This is a genomic window from Agrobacterium radiobacter (assembly GCF_040801995.1).
In the GTDB taxonomy this organism is placed as follows: Bacteria; Pseudomonadota; Alphaproteobacteria; order Rhizobiales; family Rhizobiaceae; genus Agrobacterium; species Agrobacterium radiobacter.
In genome coordinates, this window is the sequence record NZ_JBEGHX010000001.1 from 2,683,838 (window position 1) to 2,697,137 (window position 13,300).

A 13,300-nucleotide genomic window follows, 5' to 3' on the forward strand; every position below is an offset into this window, starting at 1 on the left:
GATTACCGTCTGCGCCCAACTGCGTCAGCAATTGGTGCAGGCGGTCTCCGTATCGCGCTGCTTGAAAAAATAATCACGGCCGATGGTGATCGACTTTACCCCGGATGAGGAAATATCTGTCATGAACATCAGCAATTCATGCGGGATGGAAAGCTCGACATGGATGAGGAAGCTGTTTTCCGCGAGCAGCCGTGTCGGAACCGCGACCGCTGATCCTACCGCGTAGGGTCTCTGGTTTTTCTCATTCCAGGACCAGACAATTTTGGCCTGCTTCTGCGCGTCGATCTTGATGCCGCTGATCTTCAGTTGCAGACCCTTTGTGCTGTAGGGCGCAAAGACCGCGGATGCGACATCTTGCATGCCCGCAAGATACGTTTTGTCGACGGAACCCGTCTTCGATATCAGGTCGTTGATAGTGGCGGCGGCGCTGCTTGCGCGTTTGTAGGTATTATAGCCGATCGTCAACTCGAAAGAGGTCACATAAAGCGCGAGCAATATAGGGAAGAGGATCGCAAACTCCACCGCGCCCACGCCGCGCTTGTCTTTTGCAAAGCTTGAGGCGAGCGCCATCAGGCGTCGTTTGCACTTCGTCGCGACGGACACCATCCCTGCCATCATGAGCCCCCGCTTGTGATGTATTTCTCGTTCATGAAAGCACCGGTCGCGACAATGAGGAAATGCGAGGGCATCGACCCGTCGGCCGGTCGGATCTTGGTCAGATACGGCCGGATGATATCGGCGATCACACGCCAGCGATAATAGACGCGCAACATGTTGATGGTTTCCGGTCCACCCGGCTTGAAGCCGAATTGGGCCGTATCAAGATCGTAATATTCGCCAAAGGCTTTGAGCGGTATCTTGGTCGGAATATCCTTGAAGGCGGTGAAGGAGCGAAGATCGATATAGAGTTTCTGTTCCTTTTTGATCTCATCCGCCGAGCAGGTAATCATCACTGAAACTTCATTACAGAAACTCTTGCGAAAATCCTCTTTCGAAATCGAACTGCTTATCTGCCCGGTCCTCAGACGCCGGGCCATGTTTTCAGTGGCATTGACGACCACCTGTTCTGCCATCATGGCGATGAAGGTTTCGATGATCGCAAAAACAACAAGGAAATAGGGAATGGCGAGGATCGCAAATTCGATGGCTGCGGTCCCGTCGCGCGAGACTCCGAATTTTTCCAGCAATGGCTTCAGTCTGGCCAGTCGCATGAGGTGGTGTCTATCTCTAAGAATATGCGGCAAGCGCAACCGTTGAATTTGTTGCGGACCATAACCACCCGATGTTTAAATTCAGTTACTCCGATGAATTATACTTTAGTGAATTCCGAAATTGATACGACCCGCAATATAAAAGCCCGGCGCACGGCCGGGCTTTTGTCGAAATTGAAATGGGCGATTATTCCGCATCCGCTCTGGAGAGAACCTCCAGCGTCGGCGTGGAGGTGATGTTATAACCGCAGTCCACATAGTGGCACTCGCCGGTAACACCACGCGACAGACTGGACAGCAGGTAAAGTGCCGATCCGCCGATATCATCGATATCCGCCGTCCGCCGAAGCGGCGCGTTTTTCTGGTTCCATGCGTAGATCGCCCGCGCATCCGAGATGCCGGCGCCCGCCAGCGTGCGGACCGGACCGGCCGAGATGGCGTTGACGCGAATATCGCGCGGGCCGTAATCGGCGGCGAGATAGCGAACCGATGCCTCAAGGGCCGCCTTGGCGACGCCCATGACATTGTAGTTCGGAATGACGCGCTGTGAACCATTATAGGTCAGCGTCAGCATGGAGCCGCCGTTTGTCATCAGTTCGGCGGCGCGCTTGGCGATTTCCGTGAAGGAGAAACAGGAAATGACCATGGTGCGGCTGAAATTCTCCCGCGTCGTATCCGCATAGAGACCCTTCAGCTCGTTCTTGTCGGAAAAGCCGATGGCGTGCACGACGAAATCCAGTACACCCCATTTTTCGCGGATCGCCGCAAAAAGCGCGTCGACCGAGGCAACATCCTCGACATCGCACGGCACGATGAAATCGGAACCGAGTTCGGCGGCGAGCGGCTTCACACGCTTGCCGAGCGCCTCTCCCTGATAGGTGAAGGCGAGTTCCGCGCCCTGTGCCGCAAGCGCCTTGGAGATACCCCAGGCGATGGAGTGATTGTTTGCGACGCCCATGATGAGGCCGCGTTTACCCTGCATGATGCCGTTCATTGGCAATTATCCGTTATGACGCTGGAAGACGAGCGTGGCGTTGGTGCCGCCGAAGCCGAAGGAATTGGAAAGGATGGTGTCGATCTTGGCGTTGTCGATGCGGCTGCGAACGATCGGGACGCCTGCAAATTCCGGATCGAGCTCGGAAATATGCGCGCTTTCGCCGATGAAGCGTTCCTGCATCATCAACAGGCCGTAGATCGATTCCTGAACGCCGGCGGCACCCAGCGAATGGCCGGTGAGCGACTTGGTCGACTGGATATGCGGGATCCTGTCGCCGAAGACTTCCCGGATCGCGCCGATTTCCTTGCTGTCGCCAACCGGCGTCGAGGTGCCGTGGGTATTGATGTAGTCGATATCGCCCTTGACGGTGGAAAGCGCCTGCCGCATGCAGCGGATCGCGCCTTCGCCTGAGGGAGCCACCATGTCGTAACCGTCGGAGGTCGCGCCGTAACCGACGATTTCGGCATAAATCTTGGCGCCGCGCGCCTTTGCATGTTCCAGCTCTTCGAGAACCAGCACGCCAGCACCGCCGGCAATCACGAAACCGTCGCGATTGACGTCATAGGCGCGCGAGGCAACGTCCGGCGTATCGTTATATTTGGACGACATGGCACCCATGGCGTCGAAAAGGTTGGACATGGACCAGTCGAGATCCTCATGGCCGCCTGCGAACATCACGTCCTGTTTGCCCCACTGGATCATTTCAGCCGCGTTGCCGATACAATGCGCCGAGGTGGAGCAGGCCGACGAGATGGAATAGTTGACGCCGTGGATCTTGAACCAGGTGGCGAGCGTGGCCGAAGCGGTGGAGGACATGGCCTTCGGCACGGCGAAGGGGCCGATGCGCTTCGGGCTGTTGTTCTTCAGCGTGATATCGGCGGCTTCGACGATGGTACGGGTGGAAGGACCGCCCGAACCCATGATGATGCCGGTACGCTCATTACCGCTGATATCGCTCTCTTCGAGACCGGAATCGGCGATCGCCTGCTTCATGGCCACATGGTTCCACGCGCCGCCCTGCGACAGGAAGCGCATGGCGCGGCGGTCGACCAGATCGGTCGGGTCGAGAGAGGGCTTGCCCCAGACCTGGCATTTGAAACCGTGTTCGGCAAAATCCGGCGAAAATGAAATGCCGGATTTGGCATTGCGCAGGGATGCGGTGACTTCAGCGGCATCACCGCCGATGGAAGAAACAATACCGAGGCCGGTGACAACAACTCGTCTCATGAAAGGGACCTTTTCTTAAGATTTCGGCTGGACGACCGAAGCCGCCCGGCGTTTGTCAGGACTATTCCGTCTGCCTCAGGCAGCCTTTTCCTTCGACAGGCCTACGCGCAGGTCCGTCGCCTGATAAATGGTTTCGCCGTCCGCCTTCAGCCAGCCGTCGGCGGTGCCGAGCACCAGACGACCGCGCATCACGCGCTTGAAATCAATACCATATTGAAGGAGCTTCGTGTGAGGGCGAACCATGCCCTTGAATTTCACTTCGCCGGTGGAAAGCGCCATGCCGCGGCCTTCTTCGCCCAGCCAGCCAAGGAAGAAACCCGTCAGCTGCCACATGCCGTCAAGGCCGAGGCACCCCGGCATGATCGGGTTGCCCTGGAAGTGGCAGGGGAAATACCAGTCGTCGGGGCTGACATCATATTCGGCACGGATGAAACCCTTGTCGAAGGCGCCGCCGGTTTCGGAAATTTCGGTAATGCGATGGACCATGAGCATGGGGGGCAATGGGAGCTGTGCATTTCCCGGGCCGAACAATTCGCCGCGACCGCAGGACAGGATCTCCTCATAATTGTAACTTGATTGCCTCGTTGCCATACCGCTTTCACTTCCCCAGTTACTGGTGTTGATCGACTTCACTAGAGCAAGTTAGGTTCAAAATGAAGCGCTGCAAGGGCAGAGGCCGCTCGGGCGTCATTCTTTGTCTTCGAACCTTCTTTGCAGAAGTCATTACCTCAATATGCCGTCCGCATACAGGAACCATCCGGCTGGAACCAGAGGAAATTTGCAAGAATGGCCGGTTTGCCGCCATTTGCCGCGCCTGACGGCGCTGAAACTATTGAAAGCGCTCGCTGCAAAAGATATATGCTAATGCAATTGATGAGTTTTACTCCTGTGCTCGGAATGGGATTGCATGGCATTTGACGCCACATTGGATATCGGAACGAGGCTGCGGCGCTCGGGGCTGCGCCCCACGCGACAGCGTGTGGCTTTGGGCGATCTTCTCTTCGCAAAGGGCGATCGCCACCTGACGGTCGAGGAACTGCATGACGAGGCGGTCACAGCCGGCGTGCCCGTTTCTCTCGCCACGGTCTACAATACGCTGCACCAGTTCACCGAGGCCGGTCTTATCCGCGTTCTCGCTGTGGAAGGCGCCCGCACCTATTTCGACACCAACGTTTCGGATCACCACCACTTCTTCGTGGAGGGCGAGAACGAGGTTCTCGATATTCCCGTCAATAACCTCCAGATCGACAATCTGCCGGAAGCGCCCGAAGGCATGGAAATCGCCCATGTGGACGTGGTCATCCGCCTTCGCCGCAAGCGTGGCTGAAGCTCTTTGTCCGATAACGGATGTGAAAATGGCGCCCATGGGCGCCATTTCTGTTTTCATCGGTCGTTTTTATATGTCACTTCATGACATCTTCTGGCCGCCTGCCTGGCTTGGCCTTGTAGGGCGGGAAAGTCCAGCCGAAGATCAGCGCGCCGGACCGGATGCCAAATGCCGTCAGGAAACCCGCCGCTGATGCGGCATAAAGCGGCGCGCCGAAAAAATAGACGACAATGAAGGTGGAGGAGCCCAAAAGCGCGCAGGTGATATAGATTTCCGGCCGCAGGAGCACGGAAGGTTCCCCGGCGAGAATATCGCGCAGTACACCACCGAATGTCGCCGTCAAAACGCCGGTGACGATGGCGACTGTTGCGGAGCCGCTGGCGGCAAGACCCTTGGCTGCTCCCATGACGCAATAGGCGGAAAGGCCGAGCGCATCGAGCCAGATCAGCACCCGGTAACGGGATTCGAAGAGATGCGCGGTGAAGAACAGCAGCACCGCGACCGAGACGCAGACGAGAATATAGGTGGGGTTTATCACCCAGAACACCGGCGTCCTGCCCAGCACGAGATCACGCACCGTGCCGCCGCCAATGCCGGTCGCGGCTGCGAAAAACAGGAAGCCGATCAGGTCGAGCTGCTTGCGCGAGGCGGCGAGCGCGCCGGTTGCGGCAAAGACGGCGACCCCGGCATAATCGAGAAAACCTAGAAGCGTCATGAAAAGGTTCCCCCCGGAAACACGGGCTGCGAACACGTCAGTGTCGCGCAAGCACTAAACTCTAGGCTGGCCGCCCGGATGATCGCAACATCCATAACCGAAACGGATGCAAAGGAAAATGCCGTGCGAATCGCTCTCGTTGCCGCTCTTCAGGCGCTGGTTCTCTTGATGTTTCCGGTGACACTCTCGGCGCAGCAGCAGCTGGTAAGTGACCCCGAGATTTATGAAAAGGACCATTTCCGCAACGAGTGCAAGGTGGCGGCCTTCGGCGACGATTTCGTCACGCGGCTGGATATCAACAATGACGGGCTGATGGATGCCGTCGTCAATCATGGCGTTCTCGATTGCGATGGCGAAAAAGGCCGTGCCTGCGACGAAGAGGGATGCCCCTATAATTTTTACGTCCAGGTGAAAGAGGGCGGTTATCTGATGATCGCGACGGCCCGGATTTACGGTTATGATTTCATCAAGCGTTTCGGCAACATGGTTTTCGTGCTGAAGATGCACCCGCGTTATTGCGAGCGCACCGACAAGGAACCCTGCCTGATGACGGTGCGGGTGCGCGGCACGAAATTCGTCACCATCTCGCGAAAGTGACGGCGACGATCTTCACGGCGTAATCCGCCGGATTTTGACCCTTTGATTGTAGCGCTGCCGAAGCGAGCGCGGAATGATGAGGGTGGCGATGGCGGCGGCGAAAACCGTGGCCGCAACCACCCACAGGGCATTGGACTGCAGCGTGGCGCCCAGAATGGCGCCGCAGATCGCGCCGCTGATCATCCCGAGCCAGGGCACGATCTGAATACCCCAGTCGAGGCTTCGTTCGCCCAGAAGAAAACGGCCAATGCCGCGGCCGAAGCGGGAAAGAGCGCCTGTCACATAGGTAAGCCCGATCGGCAGCCCCTCTATATGTTCGACGGCGGCGTTGACCATGCCCATGGCGAAAACGACGCAATAAAATTGCGCGAGAGCGGAGGCCTCGTCGCCGAGCAGCGCGGCAATGACCACCAGCGATCCCACCGCCATCAGGACGGCAAAGATGCGCCGGTCGAACTTATGCGCCACCACGATGCCGCCGGCATTGCCCGCCACGAAGGCGATGATCGCGAAAAGCAGTTTTGCGGCATGGGAATAGAGGCCGGCCTCCACCGAAACGGCGGCGCGCGTGGTGTTGCCGGTCATGAAGGACACGAAGTCGCCTGAAATATGCAAGCCCACGGCATCCGTCATGCCGGCGATGAAGGAAATGGCGGCAACCAGCGCAATTCCAGTTCCGGTCCGCCTTGCTCTGATGATACTGCGACGTCTTTGTCTGGTCATGGTAAGAGCTCGATATGGAAAAACAGCATGCCCGTGCAGAGGGCCGTGTTATCCTATGTCTAGAATGCCGGGCGGTGCGTTTGCAATCGTTCTGGAGGCGCTCGGAAGCTTCTATTTTGTCTAGACAAATATAAAATCCCTGCCTACCATGCCTCAAATAAAGCGAAAAACAACATCGCACAAAAATAAATCAAAAGGGGTTCAGATCATGAGAAAAACGTGGGTTCTCGCCACCATTGCAGCGCTCGTCTCATCCGCTTCAGCCTATGCCGAGACGTCGGTAACGATCGGCATGTCCGGCTGGACTGGTTTTGCGCCGCTGACGCTTGCCAAGCAGGCCGGCATTTTCGAAAAGAATGGCCTGAAGGTCGATATCAAGAAGATACCGCAGGCCAGCCGGCATCTGGCCCTTGCTTCTGGTGATATCCAGTGTGCCGCCACCACGGTGGAGACATGGATCGCGTGGAATGCCAATGGTGTGAAATCCACGCAGATTTTCCAGATGGACAAATCGCACGGCGCCGATGGCATTGCGGTGCGCAGCGATGTCTCGAAGATCACGGATCTCAAGGGCAAGACGGTTGCAGCGTCTGCGCCGGGCACGTCCCCTTATTTCTTCCTTGCCTGGATTCTCAAGGAGAATGGTCTGACGCTCAAAGACGTTAAAGTCGTCAACCTTGAGCCGGGACCGGCCGCGCAGGCATTTGTCGCCGGTCAGAACGATGCAGCCATGACCTATGAGCCCTATCTCTCCACAGTGCGCGCCGCGCCCGACAAGGGCAAAATCCTTGCGACGACGCTGGATTACCCCGCCGTCATGGATACGTTCGGCTGCACGCCGGATTTCCTGAAGGCCAATCCGCAGGCGGCGAAAGCCCTGGCGGACAGCTATTTCCAGGCTCTCGACCTCATCAAGTCCGACCCCGAAAAGTCCTATGAGACGATGGGAGCGGATGTGAAGCAGGCGGGCGAGGCTTTTGCCGCTTCGGCAAAGTTCCTCGAATGGCAGGACAAGGCCGCCAACCAGAAGTTTTTCGAGGGTGAATTCAAGACCTTCTCTGAAAAATCGGCCGATCTGCTGCTGGAAATCGGCGTGATAAAGTCGAAACCCGATCTTTCGACACTCGCGGATACCTCCTTCATCAAGTGACAGAAAAAGGCGGCCGCATTCCCTGCGGGGAATATTGCGGCCAAAAATAAGTGAGAGCGTCGATTTGTGCACCACGACAGGCGCACGGCGCTCTGATGGCGCGGCGAAAATGCCGCGCCGGTTTTTTAGACAGGCGACAGATGCAACCTCTTCAACCCATAACGAACAGTACGAGGATTATCCTCGGCATCCTGTTTTTCGTGCTGTTTTTTTCCGCCTGGGGCTTTGCCACGCTGGGCGGCTTCGTGTCGCCAACCTTTCTGGCCGACCCCATTACCATGCTGAAGGACGGCATCTATCTTCTGACCGATCAGGGGTTTGCCAGCGATATCGGCATGACGATCTGGCGCGTGGTGGGTGGTTTCGTGCTGGCGTCGCTCATTGCTGTGCCGGTTGGCATCGCCATGGGAGCTTATAAGCCCATCGAGGCGCTGCTTGAACCCTTCGTCTCCTTCGCGCGCTATCTGCCGGCTTCCGCCTTCGTGCCGCTGCTCATTCTCTGGGCCGGCATCGGCGAGATGCAGAAGCTGCTGGTTATCTTCATAGGTGCGGTGTTCCAGATCATCCTGATGGTGGCCGTAGCGGTTGCCGGCACGCGCCGGGATCTGGTGGAGGCAGCCTATACGCTGGGCGCGAAGGACCGGGGCGTGGTGCGCCGTGTCCTCATTCCCGCCAATGCGCCCGATATTGCCGAAATCCTCCGCCTTGTCCTTGGCTGGGCCTGGACCTATGTCATCGTGGCGGAACTGATCGGCGCTTCCTCGGGGATTGGCTATATGATCATCAACAGCCAGGCGCTGATGGCGACCGGCCAGATCATCTTCGGCATCATCGTCATCGGCATTATCGGCCTTATTTCGGATTTTGCATTCAAATCGCTGAACCGGAAGCTTTTCGCCTGGAGGCTTGCCTGATGAGCGAACTCGTTATCAAGGGCGTCAGCCGCACCTTTCCCGGTGTTCAGGGCGGGCAGCCGACGCTGGCCTTGCAGCCGACGAATCTGGAAATCCCCCGCAATGATTTCGTCACCATCCTCGGCCCGTCGGGATGCGGGAAATCAACCCTGCTGCGCATCATCGCCGGTCTCGACCGCCCGACGACGGGTGAGGTCCTTCTCTCCGGCAAGGCGGTGACGGGCCCGGGGGCGGATCGCGGCATGGTGTTCCAGTCCTATACGCTGTTTCCCTGGCTGACGATCCGCGAAAACGTCGCCTTCGGCCTGCGCGAACGCGGCGCGGCCGAGAAGGAAAAATGGGAGATTGTCGATAGCTATATCGACAAAGTCGGCCTGCGCGGCTTCGAAAACCATTGGCCGAAACAATTGTCCGGCGGCATGCAGCAGAGGACAGCCATTGCCCGCGCTCTGGCGAACGGCCCGAAAATCCTGCTGCTCGATGAGCCTTTCGGCGCTCTCGACAACCAGACGCGCGGGCTGATGCAGGAATTGCTGCTCGGTATCTGGGAGCGGGAGCAGAAGACGGTCATTTTCGTCACCCATGATATCGAGGAGGCGGTCTTCATGGCGTCGCGTGTGGTGACCATGTCCGCAAGGCCGGGCCGTATCAAGTCGATCACACCGGTCGACCTGCCGCATCCGCGCCACTACACCGTCAAGGCCAGCCCGGAATTTTCGCAGCTGCGCGCCAAGCTTACGGAGGAAATACGCAGCGAGGCGATTGCCGCCGCTGCCCATGGATAGTCGATCCGGCAAAGGGGAGGATGGAAGCATCGGGATGAGGAGCACAGACGCCGATCTTCAGGAGAAATCGCTACACGAGCGCATCCGCAATGATGTCGAGCGCCACATCATGTCGGGCGAATGGCCGCCGGGTTATCGTATTCCCTTCGAACACGAGATGACCCGGCAATATGCCTGTTCGCGCATGACGGTGAACAAGGCTCTCGGCGAACTGGTGCAGCGGGGCCTGATTGAAAGACGCCGGCGTCTCGGCACTTTCGTTCGCCAGCCCCATGCGCAATCGGCCGTGCTGGAGATCCATGACATTGAACGGGAGGTGCAGGCGCTCGGTCTCGTTTACGGTTATCGTCTCGACAAGCGACATCTGCGCCCTGCAGGGGAAAAAGACGGCGCAGCCATGGCCCTTGCGGCCGATGCCCCGGTTCTGGAACTCACCTGCACGCATTTTGCCGGCGGCGTTCCCTTTTGCCTTGAAGAACGCATCATCAATGCCACCGCCGTTCCTGACGCCGAATTTGCGGATTTTTCGCAGGTTGGGCCAGGAACGTGGCTGCTGAAGATGGTGCCCTGGAGCGCTGCCGAACATCGGATCAGCGCCGTTTCCGCCGACCGTAAAAATGCGATGGCGCTGGGTATCGCTTCCGGTGCGGCCTGTCTGGTCATTGATCGGCGGACCTGGCATGGGGCGGATCATATTACCCGCGTCCGGGTCACCTATCCCGGCGATCGACATGCGCTCATTGCGCAGTTTTCACCCTCACAGAACAGCTGAAGACCGTCGATCGGTCAATTTTTTGTAAAGAAGAGTTTACGGGTCGTCTTTTGACAATATAATAGTTGTCAAAAGAACTCAGGTTTATTATCGGAACGTCAAGCTTTCACGACGGCATCCGTTCATGACCCCGGTTTTAAGGAACCGGTCAATCTGCGGATGAGTTCATCGACGGAAATCCGGGATAAAAATTATGTCAGCTGAGACCTCAACTTCCTCCGCATCTTTCAACAGGGCAAATACAACACGGCATCTCTCCCTTGCCATGGCTGTCACCTTGCTGGCCGGCTTAAGCGCCGGCGCGGTTTTCGCTCAGACGGCATCGGAAACCCAGATACAGCCGGCACCGCAAACGCAAGCGGTTCAGCCTGCAACACCGAGTGCTCCGGCCACCGCGCCCGTTCAGCCTTCCGCGACAGCGCCGGAACAGCCGGCCGCTAGCGCACCGTCGCAGCCCTCGTCAACTGAACCCGCACAGGCCCAGCCTGCACCCACACAGCCCGCGACAGATACCGCGCCGCAGCCGACGCAGCCCGTGCAGACGAACCAGACGGCCGCGCCGAATGAAGCCGCGACCCCGATAGAGCCTGTCAGCGCTGTGCCCGCAAGCGCCGAACATCGTGCGGATATCCCGCACAACCTGTCTCCCTGGGGCATGTTCATGGCGGCGGACTGGGTCGTGAAGGGCGTGATGATCGGTCTTGCCTTCGCATCACTGGTCACCTGGACGGTCTGGGTAGCAAAATCAGTTGAGCTTGCGGGTGCGCGGGTGCGCGCTGGCGCGACGCTCAAGGTCATTCGCAGGGCAAAAACCTTGAACGAGGCCACCGAGGCAGTTGAAAAGAGGGGCGGTCCGGCAGCCTTGATGCTGCGCATGGCAACCCACGAAATGCAGCTTTCCGATGCGGTGGTCGAACATACCGACGGCGGCGGCATCAAGGAGCGTGTGTCCTCGGCGCTGTCGCGTATCGAAACCCATGCCGGTCGCCGCATGTCGCGCGGAACGGGTGTTCTGGCGACCATCGGTTCCACCGCTCCCTTTGTCGGCCTGTTCGGCACCGTCTGGGGCATCATGAACTCCTTCATCAGTATTTCGGAATCGCAGACCACCAATCTCGCCGTCGTCGCGCCTGGTATTGCCGAGGCGCTTTTGGCCACCGCCATCGGCCTCGTCGCCGCTATTCCGGCCGTGGTGATCTACAACGTCTTCGCCCGTTCCATTACCGGATACCGGCATCTGCTGGCGGATGCGGCAGCCGGCGTGGAACGCCTCGTCAGCCGCGACCTCGATTTCCGCCGCATTCCGCCGGGCAGTGCGAGCAAGCCCGCCGTGTCGCTGGTTGGACGGTGATTGGTCATGGCTGGCGGCATTCGCGAAAATAGCGGAGACGATCTCTCCGAAAACCACGAGATCAACGTCACGCCCTTCATCGACGTGATGCTTGTTCTGCTCATCATCTTCATGGTGGCCGCACCGCTCGCCACCGTTGATGTGAATGTCGATCTGCCGGCATCCACCGCCAAACCGGCGGAGCGCCCGGAAGAGCCGCTTTATCTGACTGTCAAGGACGATCTGTCGCTCAATCTCGGCAATGATGCGGTTGCCCGCGAAGCATTGGCGGCAGCGATCGACCGGCAGACGGGTGGCAAGAAGGATACGCGCATCTTCCTGCGCGCCGATAAAGCGGTTGATTATGGTCACTTCATGGAAATCATGAACCTGCTGAGAGATGCCGGCTATCTGAAGATCGCCCTTGTAGGGCTGGAAAACGCGGCTGCCGCATCGCAGCCCGCTGCCGCTGGCCAACCAGCAGCGCCGGCGGGGCAGGGAACCGCGCCATGAGTGAAAACGGCTATCCGCAGGCTCGGCATTCCCGTCTCGGGGAAGTGACGCTGTGGTCTGCCGCGGCGGTGCTCATGCTGAGCGTTCATGCGGGGTTTGCTTATTATCTGATGCAGGAGCCCGAGGAGCTGGATGCCGGCGGGCCGCCGCCTGCCGCGATCATGATCGAAATGGCGGCGATACCGGAAGCCGTCAACACCGAAGAAACGACGCAGGCGCAGGATGTCGAAGACGCCGAAGAGGTAAAGAGCGACAGCAGCGAACCGGTGGAGGAAGCAGCCCCCGAAGAGCCGCCGCCACCGGAGCCGGTGGCGGAAACGCCGCCGCCAGAGCCCGTGCAGCCACCTGAACCGCCGGTCGAGGAGATCGTCGAACCGCAGGAAATTCCCGAGCCGGTGGAGCCGATCGATCCCGTCCAGGAGCAGATGATGGCGGAACTCGAAAATGTCGAGGTTCCCTTGCCCGTCATACGGCCTCCGCCGCCACCTGTCGAAAAGAAGGTGGAAAAGAAAGAGCCGGAAGAGAAAAAGAAGGTCGAGCGCCAGCGTCCCAAACCGCAACAGGCATCGGAACTGCGTGAAACGGCGAAAGCAGAAGCCCAGCAGTCCGACCGGACGGCGGCATCGCGCAGCAATGCCGGCTTTTTCTCGTCCTCGTCCGCCTCGCCGGCGAAATGGGGATCGAAGGTCCGTTCGCATATTCAACGGCGCAAGCCCCGGTCGCTGCGCAGTGATGCTATGACTGCGACGGTTCGCTTCAGGGTTAATGATGCTGGCGCCATCAGCGGGGTCAGCGTTGTGCAGTCCACAGGCGATTCCTCGATCGACCAGCAGATTACGGCATGGATTCAGAGCGCCTCACCCGTGCCTGCTCCGCCTCCGGACGCAAACAAAACGATCACATTGCCGATCAGCATCCGCTAGGCCGCCCGCTTAAGTCACCCCTTGGGTATGTTCACTATTCCTCGCGCGCGGCCCGGTTTGGGCGTGAATAACATTTCGCGAATGTTTTTGATGGTGTAGGTCTTGTCGACTTCACA

Annotated in this window: 16 protein-coding genes; 9 read left to right on the forward strand and 7 right to left on the reverse strand. The window is 58.7% G+C overall.

From position 1 onward, the window contains the following. Positions 1-24: 24 nt before the first annotated feature. From MRBLRC7O_RS13130 to fabA, 5 genes are all read right to left on the reverse strand, one after another. Positions 25-618: a TadE/TadG family type IV pilus assembly protein gene (locus MRBLRC7O_RS13130; protein ID WP_060727113.1), complete on the reverse strand. Its 594-nt coding sequence runs from the start codon at positions 616-618 to the stop codon at positions 25-27. After that, positions 615-1,211: a TadE/TadG family type IV pilus assembly protein gene (locus MRBLRC7O_RS13135; RefSeq protein ID WP_003507270.1), complete on the reverse strand. Its 597-nt coding sequence runs from the start codon at positions 1,209-1,211 to the stop codon at positions 615-617. The genes MRBLRC7O_RS13130 and MRBLRC7O_RS13135 overlap by 4 nt, the downstream gene beginning before the upstream one ends. 187 nt (positions 1,212-1,398) lie before the next feature. Beyond that, positions 1,399-2,205, reverse strand: a complete 807-nt coding sequence (gene fabI, locus MRBLRC7O_RS13140) for an enoyl-ACP reductase FabI (protein WP_003507271.1) — start codon at positions 2,203-2,205, stop codon at positions 1,399-1,401. Positions 2,206-2,211: 6 nt separating this feature from the next. Then, positions 2,212-3,435, reverse strand: a complete 1,224-nt coding sequence (gene fabB, locus MRBLRC7O_RS13145; RefSeq protein WP_060722740.1) for a beta-ketoacyl-ACP synthase I — start codon at positions 3,433-3,435, stop codon at positions 2,212-2,214. 75 nt (positions 3,436-3,510) lie between these two features. After that, positions 3,511-4,026 (reverse strand): 3-hydroxyacyl-[acyl-carrier-protein] dehydratase FabA, encoded by a 516-nt coding sequence (fabA, locus tag MRBLRC7O_RS13150; RefSeq protein WP_003507274.1) that lies wholly within the window; start codon positions 4,024-4,026, stop codon positions 3,511-3,513. Positions 4,027-4,342: 316 nt separating this feature from the next. Between fabA and irrA the strand changes: the two genes are divergently transcribed. After that, positions 4,343-4,762: an iron response transcriptional regulator IrrA gene (irrA, locus tag MRBLRC7O_RS13155; RefSeq protein ID WP_003507276.1), complete on the forward strand. Its 420-nt coding sequence runs from the start codon at positions 4,343-4,345 to the stop codon at positions 4,760-4,762. Between the two features lie 76 nt (positions 4,763-4,838). Here the strand turns inward: irrA and MRBLRC7O_RS13160 are convergent, their stop codons facing one another. Next, on the reverse strand, positions 4,839-5,477 hold the full coding sequence (locus MRBLRC7O_RS13160) for a trimeric intracellular cation channel family protein (protein WP_003507278.1): 639 nt from the start codon (positions 5,475-5,477) through the stop codon (positions 4,839-4,841). Between the two features lie 78 nt (positions 5,478-5,555). Between MRBLRC7O_RS13160 and MRBLRC7O_RS13165 the strand changes: the two genes are divergently transcribed. After that, entirely contained in the window at positions 5,556-6,074 is a 519-nt protein-coding gene (locus MRBLRC7O_RS13165) for a hypothetical protein (protein ID WP_060722742.1), read from the forward strand. A gap of 12 nt (positions 6,075-6,086) precedes the next feature. Here MRBLRC7O_RS13165 and MRBLRC7O_RS13170 read toward each other — a convergent pair whose 3' ends face one another. Next, the gene (locus tag MRBLRC7O_RS13170) at positions 6,087-6,797 is read right to left on the reverse strand and encodes a YoaK family protein (protein ID WP_080865708.1); all 711 of its coding nucleotides are present in this window, start codon (positions 6,795-6,797) and stop codon (positions 6,087-6,089) included. Positions 6,798-7,005: 208 nt separating this feature from the next. Here MRBLRC7O_RS13170 and MRBLRC7O_RS13175 point away from each other — a divergent pair, with 208 nt between their 5' ends. The 7 genes from MRBLRC7O_RS13175 (at position 7,006) to MRBLRC7O_RS13205 (ending at position 13,184) form a co-directional block, all read left to right on the forward strand. Continuing rightward, positions 7,006-7,947: an ABC transporter substrate-binding protein gene (locus MRBLRC7O_RS13175; RefSeq protein WP_060722744.1), complete on the forward strand. Its 942-nt coding sequence runs from the start codon at positions 7,006-7,008 to the stop codon at positions 7,945-7,947. Positions 7,948-8,087: 140 nt separating this feature from the next. Continuing rightward, a complete protein-coding gene (locus tag MRBLRC7O_RS13180) occupies positions 8,088-8,861 on the forward strand; it encodes an ABC transporter permease (RefSeq protein WP_003507293.1) in 774 nt (257 codons plus the stop codon). Further along, a complete protein-coding gene (locus tag MRBLRC7O_RS13185) occupies positions 8,861-9,646 on the forward strand; it encodes an ABC transporter ATP-binding protein (RefSeq protein ID WP_003507294.1) in 786 nt (261 codons plus the stop codon). Before MRBLRC7O_RS13180 ends, MRBLRC7O_RS13185 begins: the two co-directional genes overlap by 1 nt. A gap of 34 nt (positions 9,647-9,680) precedes the next feature. Beyond that, positions 9,681-10,418, forward strand: coding sequence for a histidine utilization transcriptional repressor HutC (gene hutC, locus MRBLRC7O_RS13190; protein ID WP_003507296.1), 738 nt, complete (start codon positions 9,681-9,683; stop codon positions 10,416-10,418). Positions 10,419-10,611: 193 nt separating this feature from the next. Next, the gene (exbB, locus tag MRBLRC7O_RS13195; RefSeq protein WP_003507298.1) at positions 10,612-11,769 is read left to right on the forward strand and encodes a tonB-system energizer ExbB; all 1,158 of its coding nucleotides are present in this window, start codon (positions 10,612-10,614) and stop codon (positions 11,767-11,769) included. Between the two features lie 6 nt (positions 11,770-11,775). After that, on the forward strand, positions 11,776-12,261 hold the full coding sequence (gene exbD / locus MRBLRC7O_RS13200) for a TonB system transport protein ExbD (RefSeq protein WP_003507299.1): 486 nt from the start codon (positions 11,776-11,778) through the stop codon (positions 12,259-12,261). Beyond that, complete coding sequence (locus tag MRBLRC7O_RS13205; protein ID WP_003507301.1) at positions 12,258-13,184, forward strand: TonB family protein; 927 nt, start codon at positions 12,258-12,260, stop codon at positions 13,182-13,184. Before exbD ends, MRBLRC7O_RS13205 begins: the two co-directional genes overlap by 4 nt. Positions 13,185-13,300 lie beyond the last annotated feature (116 nt).